The 19,793-nt window shown below is 51.1% G+C and carries 14 protein-coding genes; 12 read left to right on the top strand and 2 right to left on the bottom strand.

Going from position 1 to position 19,793, the window contains the following annotated elements; genetic code table 11:
* Nucleotides 1–157: 157 nt before the first annotated feature.
* From QU597_RS18350 to QU597_RS18325, 6 genes are all read left to right on the top strand, one after another.
* The gene (locus QU597_RS18350) at nucleotides 158–1,756 is read left to right on the top strand and encodes an N-acetylmuramoyl-L-alanine amidase family protein (RefSeq protein ID WP_310829282.1); all 1,599 of its coding nucleotides are present in this window, start codon (nucleotides 158–160) and stop codon (nucleotides 1,754–1,756) included.
* Between the two features lie 165 nt (nucleotides 1,757–1,921).
* Nucleotides 1,922–3,364, top strand: coding sequence for an N-acetylmuramoyl-L-alanine amidase (locus QU597_RS18345; protein ID WP_310829281.1), 1,443 nt, complete (start codon nucleotides 1,922–1,924; stop codon nucleotides 3,362–3,364).
* A 107-nt stretch (nucleotides 3,365–3,471) separates the two neighbouring features.
* Nucleotides 3,472–4,116, top strand: a complete 645-nt coding sequence (locus QU597_RS18340; RefSeq protein ID WP_310829280.1) for a GerMN domain-containing protein — start codon at nucleotides 3,472–3,474, stop codon at nucleotides 4,114–4,116.
* Nucleotides 4,117–4,196: 80 nt separating this feature from the next.
* A complete protein-coding gene (locus tag QU597_RS18335) occupies nucleotides 4,197–6,950 on the top strand; it encodes an S-layer homology domain-containing protein (RefSeq protein ID WP_310829279.1) in 2,754 nt (917 codons plus the stop codon).
* A 227-nt stretch (nucleotides 6,951–7,177) separates the two neighbouring features.
* A complete protein-coding gene (gene nth / locus QU597_RS18330; RefSeq protein ID WP_310829278.1) occupies nucleotides 7,178–7,888 on the top strand; it encodes an endonuclease III in 711 nt (236 codons plus the stop codon).
* Between the two features lie 2 nt (nucleotides 7,889–7,890).
* Nucleotides 7,891–8,157: a hypothetical protein gene (locus tag QU597_RS18325; RefSeq protein WP_054941305.1), complete on the top strand. Its 267-nt coding sequence runs from the start codon at nucleotides 7,891–7,893 to the stop codon at nucleotides 8,155–8,157.
* Nucleotides 8,158–8,254: 97 nt separating this feature from the next.
* Here QU597_RS18325 and QU597_RS18320 read toward each other — a convergent pair whose 3' ends face one another.
* Both QU597_RS18320 and QU597_RS18315 read right to left on the bottom strand, forming a co-directional pair.
* Nucleotides 8,255–8,809, bottom strand: a complete 555-nt coding sequence (locus QU597_RS18320) for a DUF2812 domain-containing protein (RefSeq protein WP_310829277.1) — start codon at nucleotides 8,807–8,809, stop codon at nucleotides 8,255–8,257.
* Nucleotides 8,796–9,149, bottom strand: a complete 354-nt coding sequence (locus QU597_RS18315) for a PadR family transcriptional regulator (protein WP_310829276.1) — start codon at nucleotides 9,147–9,149, stop codon at nucleotides 8,796–8,798. Before QU597_RS18315 ends, QU597_RS18320 begins: the two co-directional genes overlap by 14 nt.
* Nucleotides 9,150–9,512: 363 nt before the next feature.
* Here QU597_RS18315 and QU597_RS18310 point away from each other — a divergent pair, with 363 nt between their 5' ends.
* The 6 genes from QU597_RS18310 (at nucleotide 9,513) to QU597_RS18285 (ending at nucleotide 19,765) form a co-directional block, all read left to right on the top strand.
* Nucleotides 9,513–13,172 (top strand): dynamin family protein, encoded by a 3,660-nt coding sequence (locus QU597_RS18310; protein ID WP_310829275.1) that lies wholly within the window; start codon nucleotides 9,513–9,515, stop codon nucleotides 13,170–13,172.
* A 148-nt stretch (nucleotides 13,173–13,320) separates the two neighbouring features.
* Nucleotides 13,321–14,511, top strand: coding sequence for a formate-dependent phosphoribosylglycinamide formyltransferase (gene purT / locus QU597_RS18305; protein ID WP_310833355.1), 1,191 nt, complete (start codon nucleotides 13,321–13,323; stop codon nucleotides 14,509–14,511).
* The gene (locus tag QU597_RS18300) at nucleotides 14,501–14,965 is read left to right on the top strand and encodes a GNAT family N-acetyltransferase (RefSeq protein ID WP_206100788.1); all 465 of its coding nucleotides are present in this window, start codon (nucleotides 14,501–14,503) and stop codon (nucleotides 14,963–14,965) included. The genes purT and QU597_RS18300 overlap by 11 nt, the downstream gene beginning before the upstream one ends.
* A gap of 299 nt (nucleotides 14,966–15,264) precedes the next feature.
* The gene (locus QU597_RS18295; protein WP_310829274.1) at nucleotides 15,265–16,914 is read left to right on the top strand and encodes a response regulator; all 1,650 of its coding nucleotides are present in this window, start codon (nucleotides 15,265–15,267) and stop codon (nucleotides 16,912–16,914) included.
* Between the two features lie 2 nt (nucleotides 16,915–16,916).
* On the top strand, nucleotides 16,917–18,743 hold the full coding sequence (locus tag QU597_RS18290) for a sensor histidine kinase (protein WP_310829273.1): 1,827 nt from the start codon (nucleotides 16,917–16,919) through the stop codon (nucleotides 18,741–18,743).
* Nucleotides 18,740–19,765: a substrate-binding domain-containing protein gene (locus QU597_RS18285; RefSeq protein WP_310829272.1), complete on the top strand. Its 1,026-nt coding sequence runs from the start codon at nucleotides 18,740–18,742 to the stop codon at nucleotides 19,763–19,765. Before QU597_RS18290 ends, QU597_RS18285 begins: the two co-directional genes overlap by 4 nt.
* Nucleotides 19,766–19,793: the final 28 nt, after the last annotated feature.

Genomic DNA, 19,793 nt, shown 5'->3' with positions numbered 1-19,793 from the left:
TACACAAAACTTCTATTTCCGGGTGTCGGAAATAGAAGTTTTTTTGCTATAATCGATATATTCATTGCCTATAGAGGCAACTTTTGGAGAGTTCTGTCGTCTAAACCTTATCTGTGTATGTATTTGTATCTATTATTTGCCAAAAGGAGAGTAAGGGATGAGAAGAGCCGGACAACGGGTGTTATTTCTATTGCTGCTGCCACTGCTATTGCTATCATTCGCCGGCCGTGAAGCCGCCGCTGCCGGAAACGGCGCAGGCAGGATTATTATGGACAACAAGGAGCTGGCATTACCACAGGGAATCAAGCTTGAAAACGTAGATGGAAGCGTTATGATTCCTATCCGCGTAGTCGTGGAGAACTTGGGATTTCAGGTGCAATGGGAGCAGAAATCGAAAAAGGTAACCGTTCAGCAGGATGGCAAAACGGTTCAGCTTGCGGTTGGCAGCAAAATTGCTGAAGCCGATGGAGTTACGCTCGCCTTGAATGCGGCTCCCAAGCAGAATGGCGGAACAGTGCTTGTGCCGATCCGCTTTGTCAGTGAGCAATTTGGCCTGAAGGTCGGCTGGGATAACGATGACAAAACGGTTTACCTCAGCGGCGGCCAGACCAGCGGTTCTGAGACCTCCGTGGATCCGCTGCCGTCTCTCAGTCCGACTCCGCAGCCTGCGGCGGCAACTTCAACTCCAAGTCCAAGTCCTAGTGCGACATCAGCTCCAGTAATAACGCCAGGGGCTGACGATGATCTGGGGACAGGAAGTCTTGGGCCAACAGCTACACCGATTCCGGGCAGTGCCGGTACAGTAGTGACTACACCGCAGGTTATGGGTGCCGTATTCAGTGAGAATCGTCTCATCGTTGCGGTAGCAGGAGGCGCTAAGCCAACGGTTACGAAGATCAGCAATCCGGAGCGGATTGTGATCGATTTTCCCGGAGCTGCCTTTGCGCCGGATTTCGTTGGCAGTCTGCCAAGTGTTGCTGCGAACGGTACTCCGCAAGGCAAGCTGGACGTTGCCGGATACCCGCTTGTATCCGAAGTGCGGTATGCCCTGTTTAGTACAAGCCCCTCAACCGTCAGATTTGTTATTCAAACGGTCAGTAACCAGCCTTATCAGCTGAGTACCGATAATAGTACAGGACTTGTCACAATTGATTTAAATGCATTAAGCAACAGCGGAAGTGCTGGTGGAAATACAGCTTCTACAGGGAAACCGGTTGTAGTACTTGATGCCGGTCACGGCGGCAAGCAATCCGGGGCTGTCAGTCTCACGGGAAAGCTGGAGAAGGACATTAATTTAGCGATCGTCAATAAAGTGGGAGCGCTGCTAATACAGGATGGCCGGGTTGACGTTGTGTTCACCCGAACCAATGATATAACGCTAGGCTTGCAGGACCGTGTAAATATCGCCGAGGCGGCCAATGCGAATCTGTTCATTTCAGTACACGGCAATTCTCTTCCGGAAGCTTATCCTAACCGGGAGAAAATTAACGGCAGTGAAACCTATTACTCGCGGACTGAGAGTCTGCCGCTGGCTCAAATTATGCATAAGCATCTGGTAGCGGGCACCAGCTTTAAGGATAACGGAATCAGAACAAAAAGCCTGCATGTTACAAGGGAGACTAGCATGCCAGCTGTGCTGCTGGAAGTAGGGTATATGAGCTCTGCAGCGAATGAATCCGCCATGCTCAGCGAACAGCTGCAAAATAATCTGGCGAGGGAAATTGTTGCCGGAATATATGAATATCTTGGGCTGTAAATGCAGTAGAATGCTGATAGATTATAAGGAAACTTAGACGCCGGTTGGAATTAATTCGCAACTTTTAAACTGAAGCGGCGTCTAAACAATGTCGAAGGTTGTCTATGGCCAGGTCATCATGAACGCCGGTTTTCTGGCGGAATACTAGATTCTTAGAGGTGAAGAATGAAGAAATTTGCTTTTATGCTGTTGCTAATGCTCTTTGTATTGATTTTACCGGAGCATGGACAGGCTGCTGCCGGAAACAACCAGATTTTTCTCGATGGAAAGGAACTGACAGCAGGTCAAGAGGTTCCTGTTGAGAATGTGAACAGCTCCATTATGGTACCGCTAAGAATGATTGCTGAGAACCTTGGCTACAAGGTCGGCTGGAATCAGACAAGCAAGACAGTTACGATTGAACAGCAGGGCAAGACCGTTAAGCTGATCGTAGATCAGACGACAGCTTCTGTAGATGACAAAACGGTCATACTTACCAATGCTCCTCTTAACAGGAGCGGGACTACCCTGGTACCGATCCGCTTCATCAGCGAGCAGTTCGGGCTGACTGTCAGCTGGGACAACACACAAAAGATTGTAAACCTTATTACCCCCGAAACCGGCGGTAATAACACTGGTTCAGAGGGTGGAGCTACTGACGGCGGAACAAGCGTTGTCGTGCCGCCGGCTGAAACGACGAATAACCTGACCATGGTGAATGGCATCAGCTTTAATGAGAACCGGCTGACCATCGCGATGGAAGGCAATGCCGTTCCGAAGGTATCGAAGATGAGCGGTCCGGACCGGATTGTGGTCGATCTGCCAAATGCTACTTTCTCCGATTTGTTCGGAACCGGGCAGGTGCTGGATCCTAACCTTAACGGCAGTCTTAGTGTAACGGATTATCCCGATGTATCCGGAGTGCGCTACTCCCTGTATAGCACTAATCCGTATACCGTCCGTTTTGTCATTGATTTAAAAACTCCGAAGAACTATAGCGTTGATATTTCTGGAGATACCTCCAAGCTGGTTGTCATTGATCTGAATGCCGTTAGTACAGGTGATACAGCAACCCAGCCCGGTAACAGCGGGCGGAAGCTGATTGTGCTGGATGCCGGACACGGAGCCAAGGACTCAGGAGCAGTAGGTGTTACAGGGAAATATGAAAAAAACTTTAATTTAGCCGTTGTTCTTAAAGCAGCTGAGCTGCTGAAAAAAGAAAGTAACATTGACGTGGTGCTGACCCGCAGTGATGATACCTTCCTTGAACTGAAGGACCGTGCTGCAATGGCTAACAATCTGCATGCGGATCTCTTTATTTCCGTTCATGCGAACAGCAGTGCATCATCGGCTGCAACAGGGTCAGAAACCTACTATCAGCGTGCTGCCAGCAAGGCTCTGGCAAGTGTGATGCATAAGTATCTTGTGCAGGCAACCGGACTCAGCGATCGCGGCGTACGGTACGGGAATTTCCACGTTATCCGTGAAACGACTATGCCTGCCGTTCTTCTTGAAGTTGGTTATTTAAGTAATAAAGGCGATGAATCATTGCTGTTCTCAGAAGCGCTTCAGAATAGAGTAGCAGCTGGGATCGTGAGCGGGATCAAAGAATATCTGGGTTTAAAATAAGAGCCAAGCGGCAGATAAGAGCCGTAAAGCGTGGTAAGGCCAGCATAGCAGGCTGAACAGGCTTTGCAGTTCTGTCTGCCCGTATTCATCTAGAGGGGGTAATGTTGATGAACAAGAAATTAACGTATACAGCGGTCTCAGCAGTTCTTCTGATGGTAATTGCCGGATGCGGAGAAAAGCCGGCAGCCTCTCCGGATGCAAATGCAGATCAAGGTAATAATTCGGTTGTAAGCGCGGCTGGAGGGAATTCGGCCAACAGCGGAGGCGAGGTGGTTACACCTTCCATTGCTCCGCCGGCAGAGGCAACCCCTGCTCCTACAGCGACCGCTAAGCCAACCGAACCGGCCAAACAGTCTCAGGATATTGAAGTTTATTATACGGATCCGCAGCAAATGGATTTGATTGCAGCTAAAGGAACGATCAGTTTTGCGAGTGAAACCGAGAAATACCGTGAGGCGTTCAAAACGCTTCAGAGCAGCAGCAATACGGAGCAAGTTCCGCTCTGGAGCGGCATTGAGCTTAAATCACTGGACTTCAAAGACGGGCAGATTGTGATGGACATTCACAAACCGGATGAAGCCCAGCTTGGCGCAGGCGGCGAGTCTCTGGCGATAAGTGCGCTGGCCAAGACCTTCTTCCAGTTTGAAGAAGTGAAATCAGTCGAGCTTTTGGTCGATGGTGAGCAAGTGGAAAGTCTGATGGGGCATGTGGATCTGGAGCATCCGTTGACCAGAGAAAACAGCGGCCTCTAAATTCTGTGCAGGATTCGGAGCATGAATCCGCGAATAATGAATTGAACATTTACATGGATCATTGAGAGGGGAATAACCTATTGTCCGGTCAAAAAAGATCAAAACATTCGATTAAGGCCTATTCAACCAAAGCGGCATCAGCTGTTCTGGCCGGTGCTATGGCATTCGGCGGAGCCGGGGCTGCTTTTGCAGATACTGCAGTTACCCCGGCTACTACTTCTGCAGCTGCAACGACTCAAGCTGCTGTGGTATCTGCGGGTATTTTCAGCGATGTGAAAACAGGCTTCTGGGCCGAGAAACATATCTATAAGCTAGCTTCGCAGGGGATCGTAGTCGGCAATAACGGCTTGTTCCGTCCTGGAGATTCGGTCACTCAGCAGGAAGCTGTACTGATGGCACTCCGCTTCATGAAGCTGCAAGGCAATATTAGCAGTACAACGGATGTAGTGCTTCCAACCAATTTCCAGGTTTCGAATTATTATAAGCCGTATGTTGTGCTAGCTTTCCAGTCAGGATTGCTGGATAAGACGGTAGAGATGGCAGCGGATAATCTCAAAACCTCCTGGGGTGAGCGCAAAGCTTCCCGTGAGTGGATTGCTGAATTGCTGATAAGAGCCTTGGGCAAAAGCTCGCAGGCAGCATCGGTAGCTAGTGAGCCAACCGGTTTTGCCGATGATGCTAAGGTTTCGGCGAATAAACGCGGCTATATCAATACTGCGGTAGATCTGGGACTGGCTAACGGTTTGGACGGCAACCGGTTTGATCCGCAAGGTGCGGTAACCCGTGCGCAGCTGGCGACTTTTTTCAGCCGGGCAGAAGCGCATAATACCATGCAATACGACAATACGGTATCCGGCAGCATCAGCGCGTTAAAAGACGGAAAAATGACGGTTTACAGCAACGGCGCTTCCTCTGTCTATAACCTGAGTCCGAACACAGCCTACTTTACCAGCACTTCCGATACAAGAATCAATCTGAGTGATATTCAGCCCTATACAAAGGTAACTGTCATCGGAGCTACTTATAATGCGGCCTATGTAGAGTTGACTGATGCTACTCCGCAGATAGAGACTGTTGAAGGTACCTTCGCCAAAATTACGCAGGGAATTATCTGGGTGGATTCGGCAACCGGGTATGACCAGTACAGCTATGATGCCAATACAGTCTTTGTGGATGTGAATGACGCTGTAATCACGGCTTCGTCTATTACTGCGGGCAGTAAGATTAAGCTTGTGCGTGAAACATACAGCGGTTCACACAAAGTGGTTAAGCTCCAGGTAACCTCGGGGATTGTAAACAAGACAACCACGGGAACACTTCAAAGCATTAACCTGGCGGCCAAAAGCATAACCTTCAAAAATGCTGCCGGAACGGTGGAAACCTTCAACTGGGAAGAGGGGGCTACACTATTCAGCTCACAAAACGCTGTACTGCAGCCAGCCGACCTGAAGGTCAATGCAGCCGTGAAATATACAATTAAGAATAATGTTATTGCAGCTGTTGAAGTGACATCAGGAACGGAACGAACGGTGCAGGGTTCGATTGTTGAAATGACAGGCTCAACTATTGTGTATAAAAAAGCAGATGGTACACGTGAAGTTAGGCTGCTCGCAACCTCCCCAACCATTATAATTCCTAATATAGCAGCACCGGTTGCCGGGGATCTTATCGCCGACGCTACCGGGGGGGACAATGTTCAGCTTACACTGAACAGCAGCGATCAGGTTACCAAAATTGAAGTGACCAGCCGGCAGATTGAGCAATATAGCGGATCAACGGTTATTGCCTATAATACGAAATCTCAGCTGCTTACCTTTATGGACAATAATAACAAGGCACATGTGGTTCAGATTGATGCTAATACGAAGCTTGCCTATGATGGTGCGCCGACCACTTCGCTGATCAACATGGCGACAAGATTGACTGAAAACCGTAAAGTTGATGTGGTTTCGATAAATGAGCGTGCGCTGTCTGTAGAAAGTACAACCAAATACAGCGGAACGCTGGCTTCAGTGAGTACCTCAACCAAAACGATAGTACTTAAGCTTAGCAACGGCCAGCTCCTGACACTGCCTTATCCTTTGTCTGTGGATTACTTTGGCAAGACTTCAGCTACAATTACTGATGTCTCTCTTAACAGTCAAGTCACAGCGGTGCTCTCCGGAAGCCAGGATGTCATCTCTGTTCTCCGGGTTCAATCATCGGCACAGCTTGAAGTAACCTCAGTAAACAGTACTACGAACAAGCTGGGTGTGAAATGGTCAGGCGGTACGAGTGAGCTGTACACGTTAACTATTCCGATGACAAATGAAGCCGGACAGAAAATTACTGTAAGTGATTTGAAAGCCGGAGATTTTGTGAATGTGAAGTTCGAAGGAAGTGCGGCGCTCTCCATCCAGGCAGTAAAAGTAAGCCTTGGACAGGTTGCTGCACTTGACACTACAGCAAGCACTCTAACGGTGAAGGATTACACTGGAGCCACCCAGACATATTCGGCCGCCGGCGGGGTAAAGATAATCCGGGACGGAGTAACGACAACAGCGCTTGGAAATATTACAACTGCAGACCGTGTGGAGGTGCGCAAGGATGCTGATGGAGCAATCATTATCCGCGTATTGACCCAGCTGAGCCGGGCATTCTCACGTGCGGATAGCAGTAGTAATGAGCTGCAGGTCAAACGCACTAATCTGAACGATCCTTACCGCTACACATTTGCATCCAATGTATATATTCATCAAGGTGACACGACTTTATCCGTGCAATCTCTCAAAGAAAATGATAATATTATAATGTATTTCAATAATGATGTTATCGTTGAAATTGTGAAACAATAATGTTATGGTGGATTTCCGGGTGAAACACCGTCTTGACGCAGAGGAAATACTGCGTCAAGACGTTTTTTTTGAAATATAAGAATAGATAGACTGCTCACCATTATGTATCCTTATATTTCGGTAAACAATGAGAAGATACGCTCGCAATTGAAACGGATTCCTTCTTTTGTGGACAGGACAGCCGTTTCTGCTTGGTTCGAGTGTAAATACTCCGTGGAGGGGACGCTATGAAAGCTGCAGAGGTCCGCCACATTCTGGATAGTATTGGAGACTTGTTTCCTGATGCGCATTGTGAACTGAACCACAAGAACGCCTTCGAGTTAACGATTGCGGTATTGCTGTCAGCCCAATGTACGGACGCAACAGTAAACAAAGTGACCGAGGACCTGTTTCAAAAGTACAAAACTCCACTGGATTATGTTTCTGTCCCCCTGGAGGAGCTGGAGAATGACATCCGGCGCATCGGGTTGTTTCGCAACAAAGCCAAGCATATTCACAACCTCTGTATGATTCTGATTGAACAATACGGCGGTGAAGTGCCGCAGGCGCATGATTTACTGGTAACCTTACCGGGTGTCGGGCGCAAAACGGCTAATGTTGTAGTTTCCAACGCATTTGGTGTTCCGGCCATTGCCGTAGACACTCATGTGGAACGTGTTGCTAAACGGCTGGCACTAGCAGGCTGGAAGGATTCTGTGCTGGAAGTGGAGAAGAAACTGATGAAGGTGGTACCCCGTGAGGAGTGGACGCTCACGCATCACCGGCTGATCTTTTTTGGACGATATCACTGCAAGGCGCAGAATCCCGCATGCCAGATTTGTCCGCTGCTCGATGTGTGCCGTGAAGGCAAGAAGCGTATGAAAACCGCCGTAATCAGGAAAGATAAGATTACAGCGGGAGCAAGTAAAAAGTTAGAGATGAAGAAGAGGATGGGATAGAGATGAAGTGCATTTCTGTGTATACTGATAATTTTGAGGCGTTTTCTGATATTTTTGACCGTGTAGTGGAAAGTCCGCTTGAAGAAAACGAAGAGCAGGAAGTAGAAGGCATCACCATCAGCCACTCCGGCGATGTGCCTGAGCATTACCTGGAGCGTATGTCCCAGAAGCCAGAGGTTGTCGTAATGAAGGACAAGTCCCGCGGCTTGACGATTCTCCAGCATGGCAAAGTATTTGAAATTCTGCTTCCAGTATTGGAAACAGCTTAATACTATTATACTCAAAGAGCCGTCCCGTTAGGGGGCGGCTCTTTTTTGCGGTGCAAAATGCTAGTGGAAAGGATGATTATTCTCTCTAACTTGAGTGCTATGACGACAAGGATCTTAACCTTAAAGAATAAGCAATATAGACCATTAGGGAAGGTACCAGTACCATGACGCACAGCATAATGGCCACAAAGGAAAAATTCTGCAGCAGCTGTTGATTCCAGATCGTAGTTGAAGCATACCTTAATAAAAAGCTTGCAACGGTCAGCATCAGTGTAAGGAGAGCCGTAGTCCTGCTGATCCGGACAACTCTGGAGTATTTCACGTATGAGGTTTCGCGGTCGGTATGCAGGGGAACTGTTCCCGGTTCTGCTGAGAAGATATGCAGATCCCCGGAAGAACACACATGATGCCAGCCGCTGTCAGCGAAAATATCCTTGTACTCCTGTTCTTCCTCCTTCTGCAGCTGCCTGATATCGAGACAATAAATCAGCTTGTGCGGAAGTCCCTTGCGGGCTATAAAGCCGAATAGTGAAAAATGATCCAGAAACCAGCCTTCTTCAGACAATGCACTTAACTTCTTCATTTCCGATTCCTCGGCAAATGCCAGACCCTTCGAAATGACATATCTTGTCTGCTTATCACCGCTCTTCATATAATCCTTCCTCCTTCGCAGTTTGGATTGCGGCATGCCCGTGCCGTGCCATTCTTAATCTCCGCTCAATCTCAGCGGCAATAATCTGCTCTCCCTTAGCTGTCAGCTGGTAGGTTTTTCTCCGCTCATCCTCGTCCTCATTCAGTAATATATAATTGGTTTTTTGCATCTTCTTGATTAAGGTATAAAGCGTTGCCGGTCCAATCTTGACCTCTCCGTCTGTAAGCTCTTCGATATACTTCATTATCGCGTAACCGTGTTTAGGAGAATATAAGGCCAGCAGAATGTAGTACGCCGAATCGGTCAGCTGTTCAATCTGCAGTGAATTATTTCGCGACACTCGTACACCCCCTTTCTTTTCCCATTGGAATGTATCTTGTTTGGATATATCCATTATGGATATATCTGATATGGATATCATAATTCCATTAAATTACATTGTCAAGAGTATCCCCGGAAATTTAACATCAAGTGAATTTTGTAAGGGATTATAGCTGTTTTTGTAATCTGTGATTATTTGATTTATGACAAACAGGTGATAGAATGAAGATATTCTTGTACACTTTAAATTTTAAGATAACGTTTTTTAAATATTAATGAGGAAGAAAATGTAAAATAGTCCCGAATTTAGCGGCCATATCAGCGGAGAAGTACATAGACATAGGAGTAAAGACATTATGGGAGACGGCGGAGGTGGACGTTTGTGCGAGCAGAACCAGCGAAGCTGGAGCAGGTAAAGGAATCAGGGCTGTCATCGCTTCAATCACTGATGGATCAGTGGGGCGAACGGGAAACGGCCCGGGTGATTGCTGATTTGCAGGTTAAGGAACAAAGGCATGAGCTGACGCTTGCCTTTTGCGGGCATTTCTCTGCAGGTAAATCGAGTATGATCAACAGGCTTTGCGGCAGTGAAGTGCTTCCTTCCGGGCCTATACCCACAAGCGCTAATGTGGTATCCATCCGCAGCGGAGCACCGCGTGTATTGCTGTATCCTGTCACAGATAAGCAGGTTCCCTGGGAGACGACTCCTGACCGGCTGCAGGAATATTGCCGCAGCGGAAATGAGTATTCAGCAATTGAGGTATGGGAAACGGTTCCATTGCTTGGAGCTCATGGCGTGCTGATGGATACTCCGGGTGTCGATTCCACGGATGACGGGCATCAGGCGGCGACACGTTCGGCGCTGCATCTGGCAGATGTGGTGTTCTATGTGATGGACTACAATCATGTACAGTCAGAGAATAATCTGGCTTTCGCCAAAAATCTCAGTGATTGGGGAAAACCGCTGTATCTTATTGTCAATCAGATCGACAAGCACCGTGAACGGGAAATTACAATCGATGCCTACCGGCAGCAATTGGAAAGCGCTTTCGATTCATGGGGGATTGAGGCAGCGGGACTGCTGTTCACTTCGCTTAAGGTGCAGGCGCATCCGCTGAACCAGTGGGATGAATTATTAAGCCTGATTACCCGGCTGCTGGAGCAGCGGGAGGAACTGCTGGAATACAGCTTATCCCGATCTGCACATCATATCGCAGATACGCTGATGGCTGCTTATCATGAAGAACAGCGGGAAGAACGGGAGCCGCTGCTTGAAGAAGCAGGGGGGGCAAACGAAGCTTCGGTGCAGCGGGAAATAGCTGCCTGCGCTACAGAAAGGGATGAACTGGCCGAGCTGCCCGGCCAGGCCAGGGGAAGCCTTCGCAGCGGACTTGATTCTCTGCTGGGCAACAGCAATCTGATGCCTGCAGATATTAGAGAGGCTGCCGGGGCTTATATTGAGAGCTGTGCGCCCGGCTTCCGGCGCGGTCTCCTGTTCACCGCCGCCAAGCGGGAGAAGGAGCAGGCGAATCGGCTTGCCTCCTGGCACGCGCTGCAGAGCCGGGAGATTTCGGGCCAGCTGGACTGGCATATGCTGCAGCTGGTCAGGGAATGGGCAGAGGCCCTCGGCCTGTGGGAAGAGGGGGCGGAAACCCGGCTGAAGGACAGCTTCCCGGCGGTGAGCCGGGAGTGGCTGGCGGCTGCAGTGAAGCCGGGAACGGGGACGGGCGGCGAGGCGCTGCTTAATTTCTGCCGCACCCTGGCGGCTGAAATCAAAGCACAGTACCGCCGCGCCGCATTGGCTCTCGGCGATGAGCTGCTGGCGAAGCTGCCGCCGCTGCTCGAGGAGCGGCGCGCCGGGCTCGCGCGCCGCGAAGCAGCCCTGCAGCGGCAGGCGGGCGCCTTCGCCGCGCTGGCTGCGCTTAGCCGCGCGGCGGACGCCCGCGCGGCCCGGCTTGCGGCGCTGCTGCCGCCGCGCCGCACCCTCACCCCCGGCACCCTGCCGGGGGTGAGGGCAACCGCGGCCGCGCCTAGCGCAGCGCCGCGCGAAGCCCAGCCGCTGCAGCGCGCCGCGGCTGGCACCCAAGGCCCCGCCGCCGAAGGCTGGGCGGCGGGGGCAACGCCTGCGGGCGGACGCCGCAGGCTGGGGGAGGCCGCAGCGGTGCTGAACGCTGCGGCAGAGCTGCTGCGCGGCGAGCCGGCGATGGCTTCGGCGGCGCGCAGCCTGGCGGGACGGGCGGCGGATCTTGCGGGCGGCCGCTTTACGATGGCGCTGTTCGGAGCGTTCAGCGCCGGCAAATCCTCGTTCGCCAATGCGCTGCTTGGCGAAGACGTGCTGCCCGTGTCTCCGCATCCCGCCACGGCCGCCGTGGGGCGGATTCTTGCGCCGGAAGGCGGGTTCCGCCATGCTACGGCCGTGGTGACGATGAAATCTGCCGATGAATTCTGGGAAGATATTCTCCATTCCTTTGGTGTGCTGCAGCTGGCGCCGCCGCAGCGGCATTCCTGGACTGCGGCTGCCGCAGGCCTGCAGGTCAGCGGACTGCATCCATCGGCTCTGCCGCATGTCGGATTCCTGCGGGCCGCAGCGGCAGGGTGGAAGAAGGCGGAGGGCCTGCTGGGTACGGTGCGCACGGTCGATCTGCAGGAGTACCGCAGTCTTGTCGCTGATGAGACACAGGCTTGCTTTATCCAGGGGACGGACCTGTATTATGACTGTCCGCTTACCGCTAGCGGTATTGTACTCGTCGATACGCCGGGAGCAGATTCCCTGCATGCGCGGCATACTGGCGTAACGTTTGGCTACATGAAGAATGCCGATGCCATTTGTTTCGTGACCTATTACAACCATGCCTTCTCCAAGGCGGACCGCGGTCTGCTGGCCCAGCTGGGCAGAATCAAGGACAGCTTTGCGCTGGATAAAATGTTCTTCATCATCAATGCCTCAGATCTGGCAAGTGATGAAGAGGAGCTGGAGGAGGTCAAGGGGCATGTCGCGCAGAACCTGCGTGCCGGCGGGCTGACCTCGCCGCGCATTTATGCCCTGTCGAGTCTGCTGGCTCTTGAGGGCAAGACAGGGAGGGATCGGGAGAGATATGAAGCCTCCCGTTTCCGGAGTTTCGAGGACGCGCTGGCACAGTTCGCCGGCGGGGAACTGCCGCAGCTGTCGCTGGCCGCCGCGAGGGAGAGCATAACCGCTGTCCGTCTGAGGGCAACGGAATGGCAGGAGCTCGCTGCGATGGAGGCAGGGCGGCGGGAAGCAGGCATGCAGGAGCTGCAGGAGCTTAAAGCGGAAGCCGGGAAGCGGCTCATGCTGCTCGCAGCAGAACCAAGACCTGTCCGTGATCTGCGGCGTGAAGGGGAGGAGCTGCTGTATCATGTCCGGCAGCGGATCGGCTTTGCATTGGGACGGTTCTTCCAGGAATCCTTCCATCCATCGCTGCTGCGTGAAGATGCCCGTAACTTGAAAGACATCTTCACGGCCTGCGGCAGAGAGCTGGAGCGTACCCTGCAGCGGGAACTGGAGCAGGAATTGTGGGCAACCACGCTGCGGCTCGAAGCAGCGGGACACCGGTTAGTCCAATCGGCTGCTCAGTCAGCAGCAGAAGAGCTGTCCATTTCTCCGCAGGAACTTCAGTTTCTGGAGAATGAGAAGGATGAGTGGCCGTCCCCGGATAAACTGGAAGCTTCATGGCATCCGCTTGACTGGCAGTCACTCTGGAGCTGTTTCAAATCCCCCCGCTATTTCTTCGAGGGGCCTGGCCGGTCTGAGCTGCGCGCTAAAGCCGAGCCGCTGCTGAAAGAGGCTGTCGCCGGGGCGGCTGAAGTGCAGGAGAAGCTGCTGCTGGATTTCTATGCGCATGCTCTGGAGAAGGCATTAGGACGGGCAGCAGACCGACTGCGCGAAGAGTTGAACGAGCGGGAAGAGGTCATGTCAGAACTGCTGAGAGGAGGTGATTCTGCGGAGCATTGGAGCGAAGTTGCTTTGCAATTGCACCGTCTTGAACATTCATTCGACGATATCGTGGACAATGATCTGTGAAGTTTGTAGGAAAATGTCGAAGAACACTTGCAAATTAGCCGTTAATGGAAGAAAATAAAGAAGCCTGGAAATTTACAATGAAACTGCTGCGTTTACAGAAACAAAGAAAATACAGCAGTCAAATTTGCGAAAGAGGTTGGAATCGACAATGTGGGGAGCTCCTTTTTCAGCCCAAAGCCGTAAGCTGCTGCTCCTGGGCAGCGGCGAATTGGGTAAGGAAGTCATTATCGAAGCTCAGCGCCTTGGCGTAGAGACCGTAGCTGTGGATCGTTATCAAGATGCACCTGCGATGGGCGTGGCTCATCGTTCCTATGTTATCGATATGCTTGACGCGGAAGCACTTAAGACGCTTATCCGCGCCGAGAAGCCGGACCTCATTGTGCCGGAGATTGAGGCGATTGCCACACATGCACTCCTTGAATTGGAGGCGGAAGGATTCGTTGTCGTTCCTACTGCCCGTGCAGCCCGGCTGACCATGGACCGCGAAGGCATCCGGCGGCTTGCTGCCGAAGAGCTTGGATTACCAACGGCGGCTTACCGGTTCGCTGACAGTCTGGAAGAGCTGCGCCTTGCTGTGGAAGAACTCGGCACACCTTGTGTGATTAAGCCGATTATGAGTTCCTCCGGTAAAGGCCAGAGCATTTGCCGGAAGCCTGAGGATGCGGAAGACTGCTGGAATACCGCGCTTGAAGGCGCCCGCGCCAAAGGAACCCGTGTTATTGTTGAAGGATTCGTAACCTTTGAGAGTGAGATTACACTGCTTACGGTCCGTTCGGTAAGCGGTACGGTATTCTGTCCTCCCATTGGCCATATCCAGAAGGACGGCGATTATGTGGAGTCGTGGCAGCCGCATCACATGAGTGAGGCGCAGCTGGCCGAAGCCCAGTCCATCGCCAGAGCCGTGACGGATCAGCTTGGGGGACTCGGTATTTTCGGAGTCGAACTGTTTCTTACGGATCAGGGTGTATTGTTCAGCGAGGTATCGCCGAGACCTCATGATACCGGTATGGTGACCATGATCACACAGGATTTATCGGAATTTGCTCTGCATGTCAGAGCCATTCTTGGATTTCCGCTGGATTCGGTGCAGCTTTTGACACCGGGAGCATCGGCTACCCTGAAAGCGGAAGAGGCCGGACAAGCTTTTGCCATCACCGGCATCAGTGAAGCGCTGGCGTTTCCACGTACGCAGGTAAGGGTATTCGGTAAACCTGAAATTCGCCCGGGACGGCGGATGGCAGTGACTCTAAGTGCCGCGGAAGATGTACAAATCGCGCGGACGGCAGCCAAACAGGCAGCGTCTATGCTAAAAGTGGAGGTATATGAGGATGAACAGTAGTACTCAGGAGCAAGTACTGCAAATTCGCAAATGGGGCGCAAGTGATCTGGAGAGAGTTACAGCCCTGTTGCGGGAATTCGGCTATCCGACAACGCTTAGCGTGATGAAAGAGAGAATGGAAGGCATGGAGCATGATCCGTTCCATTGCACACTGGTTGCAGAACTGGACAACGAAGTTGTGGGAATGATTGATCTTCGGCAGGTGAAATCCTATTACAAGCAAGCAGACTGTATTACGGAAATTACCGCGCTGATCGTATCAGAGGAACTTAGAGGGAACGGCCTTGGCAAAAGATTGGTCTCCGCAGCAGAAGATTGGGCCCGCCAGAATGGCTGCTGCCAGCTGTTCCTAAGAAGCGGCAACCGCGTAGAACGCGCGCCGGCACATGCTTTTTACCGTCATATCGGATTCGAGAAAAGCGCAGGCTACCGCTTCAGCAAAGCCCTGCTGTAAATCTTATACGTGCAATCATCCCCATCCCGCTCTTACGGGATGGTTTTTTTTATGTTCAACTATGTAATGGATTGAGCGTTTATGTGCATTCTTAAAGTTGACCCTTGCCAAACGGGCAGACTAATATTATAGTGAAATGCCCGCTGTTTTAGCAGACATACTTATTTAAACAGCCATAGAGGGCTGTGAATCAGCCGGCGCATATTACCGGGAAACCGCTGTTAATCCATCTAATAAGGCTTGCAGGGTGCTAGAATGGTTTTAGTATATCCAAAACATTATCCGAAGAGGGATGAAGCATGTATAAATTAATTCTTGCCGAAGATGAAGAAGATGTAAGGGAAGGGATTATTGCCCAGATTGATTGGGCGAAGTATGGCTTTGAAGTGGTGGACTCGGCCGAAAACGGGCGTGAGGCGACAGAAGCCATTGACCGCCTGCTGCCGGATGTGGTTGTAACTGATATTCAGATGCCGTTTATGAACGGGCTTCAGCTGGCGGAATGGATCCGCAGCCGTCATCCTAACACGAAGATCATTATTCTGACCGGTTATGATGAATTCGAATATGCCCAGAAGGCGATAAAGCTGCAGATCGATGAGTATATCCTGAAACCGTTCTCATCACAGGAGCTGATCGATGTTCTGCTTAAGGTAAAGGCAACCATTGAGGCGGAAATCGCCGAGAAGGAAAATGTGTATGTGCTTAGCGAGCATTACCGTAAGAGCCTGCCTGTGCTGCGGGAGCAGTTCCTCTCCTCATTAGTGTCCCGCCGGCTGCCGTTCCAGGAGATCACTGACAAGAGCGCGGAATACGGCATCAACCTTGACGGGAAGCAATTTCAGGCTTCCGTGATCAGCATTGACTATATCCGTGCGGGGCAGAGCCGGGAGGCTGCTGCAGGGCGGCCCGTATCGTTGCGTGATACCGGCGACCATAATTTGCAGCTGTTCGCTATCCTCAATATTGCCGAAGAGATCTGCCAGAAGCATGGCACCGGCAGAGTATTCATCCACCGGGATGAAGTTGTACTCCTCTCGGTTAGCAAAGAACCGGACGAAACGGAAATTACCGGCCATACCTTCGCCATCCTTGAAGAGATCCGCCAGAATGTACAGCATTTTCTGAAGCTGACGGTGACAGCGGGGGCCGGGACGGTATGCCAGTCTGCATCCATGCTGTTCAACTCCTTTTCTGATGCAATGCAGGCGCTGGATTACAGGCTTATTCTGGGCAACAATAGAGTGATCTGGATTGAAGATGTCGAATCCAGATCCAATCAGATGCTGGTCTTCGATGAGCTGACACAGCAATCGCTGATCCGTACGATTAAGCTGGGGACGGTACAGGAGCTGAAGGAGGTTATGGACGAGCTGTTCGGAGGACTTGATACGGCCCATGTCTCTACACATGATTATCAGATTTTTCTGCTGGAAATCATTACCTCTATTCTGCGTGTAGCCAAGGAGTCAGGCAGCGAGACCGCTGATTTTATGATCCCTAACATGGCTACACTTACGGACATGAATAAATTCAACAATATGGGCGAAGCCAAACAGTGGATTATTAATGTATGTACCGGACTGATGGACTCCATTGCTTCTGGGCGGCAGTCCAGCTATAAGCAGCTCATTGATCAGGCTAAGGAATATATCCGCAGCCATTACGAGGAATCAGATATATCCATCGGCAGGGTCTGCCAGCATCTGCATATCAGCACAGGATATTTTAGCAGTATTTTCAAAAAAGAGATGAAAATGACCTTTGTCAGCTATCTGCTGCAGATCCGTCTAGAGGCGGCTAAGGAGCTGCTGCGCTCCACGGAGCTCAAGGCTTTCGAAATCGCCGAAAAAATCGGGTTTGCCGATCCGAATTACTTCAGCTTCTGTTTCCGCAAGAAATACGGCCAATCGCCTAAAGAATATAAGAACAGCGCCCGGGGAGGATAGCCATGACCAAATCCAAGGGGTATTTCTTTCCGCTGCGCCCGCAGCCCGGTACACGCGGCAGAATCCGCCTGTCCGCTAAGCTGCGCAGCATTCAGCTGATTATTACTCTCTCTTTCACGGCAGTAGCCGTACTTGTTGCAGTAATCGTCAGCTCCATGCTGTACAACAAATTTGCTAAAACCGCGGAGGAGAACGCCAACCTGAATATGCAGCAGATTATTGAACAGGTCAATTATAATCTGGAGCTGTATGTGAAGGGCATGAGCAATATTTTTGAAACGGCAGAGGAGCAGGTTACGACAAGCCCTTCCATTGACTCTCCGCTGCTCTATGAACGGATGGATACGCTGATGAGCAGCCGGGAAGACCTTGTTTCCATAGCTGTGTTTACCCCGCAAGGGAAGTATGTTGCCGGCACACCGGGCCAGAACATGCGCGTAAATACACAGCTGGAGAGTCAAAGCTGGTTTACCAACGCCCTAAAGTCCTCGGACATTTCCTATTCTGCACCGCATATTCAGAATTTGTTCAAAGGGCGGTACAACTGGGTGGTTTCTATCAGTAAGATGATAGAGTACAAGGAGAACGGGGAGCTGAAGCGAGGGATTCTGCTGATAGATTTTAACTTCCGCACCATCGACCAGCTCAGCCGCCAGGTTAAACTCGGGAAAAGAGGTTACGCTTACATCCTCGATTCACTGGGGAATATCGTATATCATCCGCAGCAGCAGCTGATTTATGCCGGCCTGAAATATGAGAATGTCGAGCCGGTGCTTGCCTATTCCTTCCGCAGCTATCTGGATGAATCAACGGGTGAAAAGCGCTTTATTACTGTGCGAACCCTGGAAGAAACCGGCTGGAAAATCGTTGGCGTTGCCTATTACGATGAGATTGTAACGACCAAGCGCGATCTGAACCAGTTTCTGTTCTGGTTTCTGGCGGCTGTCATTCTCTGCGCCATTGCCGTTTCCGTATTCCTGTCCTGGCTGATTGCAAGTCCCATCCGCAAGCTGGAGCGGACCGTTAAGCAGGTGGGCGAAGGGGATCTTAATACCCCGATCAATGTCAGCGGCGCTTATGAGGTCGAGCAGCTGTCGAGACGCTTTAATCTGATGCTGCAGCGGATCCGTCAGCTGATGGATCAGATTATCTATGAGCAGGAGACGAAGCGCAAAGGTGAGCTGGAAGTGCTGCAGTCACAGATCAACCCCCACTTTTTGTATAATACGCTGAATTCTGTCGTCCGGCTTGCCGAGCGGGGGAAAAATGAAGAGGTAATCACGATGATCCAGTCCCTCTCTAAGTTTTTCCGGATTAGTCTGAGCAAGGGGAATAATATCATTACAGTCCAGGAAGAATTGGATCATATCCGCCATTACCTGGTGATCCAGAGCTTCCGTTTCAAAAACAAATTCCGCTTTGAGATTAAAGCGCAGGATGAAGTACTTCCGTTCCAGACGATTAAGCTGATTCTGCAGCCCATTGTGGAAAATGCCCTTTATCATGGTATCGAAATGTCGCCTGATGAAGGACTCATCCTTATCAGTGCAGAGCTGCAGGACAACCTGATCGTGATCCGGATCAGCGACAATGGCATCGGGATGTCCAAAGAAACACTTCATAATATCCTGAACGGCGGTAGTAAAAGTGCCGGCGGTTCCGGCGTCGGAGTACGCAATGTGAATGAACGGATCGGTCTGTATTACGGGCGGGAATTCGGCCTTGCTTTTGAAAGTGAACTGGAGGAAGGGACAACGGTTACGATCATCTTCCCGGCCATTGGACAGAATGAAGGTCAAGAGAATACCGCGGGAGGGGAAACGTCATGAAGACAAAACGGTTAGTGCTGACAGTATTGATGTGCGCTCTGGTCTGGCTGACGGTCACCTCCTGCTTCAACAGAGCACCTGTTTATATCACTACGAACAAAACACGCAATATCCACATGATTGTGAAGATGAACAAGGGCGATTACTGGAATACGGTGAAGCTGGGGGCTGAAGCTGCCGCAAAGGAATTCAATGTGAAGCTGACCTTCAAAGCGCCGGATTCGGAAAGCGACATTGATGAGCAGATCTCTATGGTGGAGGATTCGATTAACCTGCGTGCGGATGCCATCATCCTCGCTGCCAGCAGCTATATGGGACTGGCTCAGGTTGTGGATCAGGCCGCCTATTATAAAATTCCTGTGATCTCCGTCGATGCAGAGGTCGGTTCTGCGCGGGTGCGGACCTATGTCGGATCGAACAGCTATGAGGCCGGGCAGAAATCCGCTGAACGGCTGATTAATCTGCTGAACGGATCGGGTGAGATCGGTATTCTCAATTTTACCAGCGCCTCTTTACAGGATCAGCGGTCTAACAGTGCTTCTATTGATTACGGGGCACGGGATGCGGACGAACGGGAGAAAGGGTTTCTGAATTATGCGGCCCGTTATCCGAATATTCATGTCGTGCAGATCTCCTATACCTCTTCCAGCACAACTGAGGCTGAAGAGCTGACCCGGCAAATGCTGGAGAATCACCCTGATCTGCGGGGTATCGCTACATTGAATGAGACAGCGTCACAGGGAGCGGGAAAAGTGATACAAAGTCTGGGGCTTAACAATCTAATTAAGATGGTCGCCTTTGACAGCTCTCCGTCGATGCTGGAGCTGCTGCAGGACGGCACCGTACAGGCCACAGTCATTCAGAATCCGTTCAGCAACGGCTATCTGGCGGTAAAATATGCGGTGGAAGCGCTGGAGGGAATCGAAGTGCCGGAACGTGTAGATACGGGGACAAAGCTGATCGATCTCGACAATATGCTGTACCCGGAGAACCAGAAGCTGCTGTTTCCCTTCGTAAGATAGAATTTTTATAACATTAGAATTTTCATAA

This window comes from Paenibacillus pedocola (genome assembly GCF_031599675.1).
Taxonomy (GTDB): domain Bacteria; phylum Bacillota; class Bacilli; order Paenibacillales; family Paenibacillaceae; genus Paenibacillus_AQ; species Paenibacillus_AQ pedocola.
The sequence above is the reverse complement of the archived record's forward strand: the minus strand, read 5'-3'. Positions and strand labels throughout refer to the sequence as shown.

What these genes read in the sequence shown, in the direction of transcription:
- QU597_RS18350 (WP_310829282.1), top strand. Translation starts at nt 158, where the DNA reads ATGAGAAGAGCCGGACAACGGGTGTTATTTCTATTGCTGCTGCCACTG.
- QU597_RS18345 (WP_310829281.1), top strand. Translation starts at nt 1,922, where the DNA reads ATGAAGAAATTTGCTTTTATGCTGTTGCTAATGCTCTTTGTATTGATT.
- QU597_RS18340 (WP_310829280.1), top strand. Translation starts at nt 3,472, where the DNA reads ATGAACAAGAAATTAACGTATACAGCGGTCTCAGCAGTTCTTCTGATG.
- nth (WP_310829278.1), top strand. Translation starts at nt 7,178, where the DNA reads ATGAAAGCTGCAGAGGTCCGCCACATTCTGGATAGTATTGGAGACTTG.
- QU597_RS18325 (WP_054941305.1), top strand. Translation starts at nt 7,891, where the DNA reads ATGAAGTGCATTTCTGTGTATACTGATAATTTTGAGGCGTTTTCTGAT.
- QU597_RS18320 (WP_310829277.1), bottom strand. Translation starts at nt 8,809, where the DNA reads ATGAAGAGCGGTGATAAGCAGACAAGATATGTCATTTCGAAGGGTCTG.
- purT (WP_310833355.1), top strand. Translation starts at nt 13,321, where the DNA reads ATGTGGGGAGCTCCTTTTTCAGCCCAAAGCCGTAAGCTGCTGCTCCTG.
- QU597_RS18300 (WP_206100788.1), top strand. Translation starts at nt 14,501, where the DNA reads ATGAACAGTAGTACTCAGGAGCAAGTACTGCAAATTCGCAAATGGGGC.
- QU597_RS18295 (WP_310829274.1), top strand. Translation starts at nt 15,265, where the DNA reads ATGTATAAATTAATTCTTGCCGAAGATGAAGAAGATGTAAGGGAAGGG.
- QU597_RS18290 (WP_310829273.1), top strand. Translation starts at nt 16,917, where the DNA reads ATGACCAAATCCAAGGGGTATTTCTTTCCGCTGCGCCCGCAGCCCGGT.
- QU597_RS18285 (WP_310829272.1), top strand. Translation starts at nt 18,740, where the DNA reads ATGAAGACAAAACGGTTAGTGCTGACAGTATTGATGTGCGCTCTGGTC.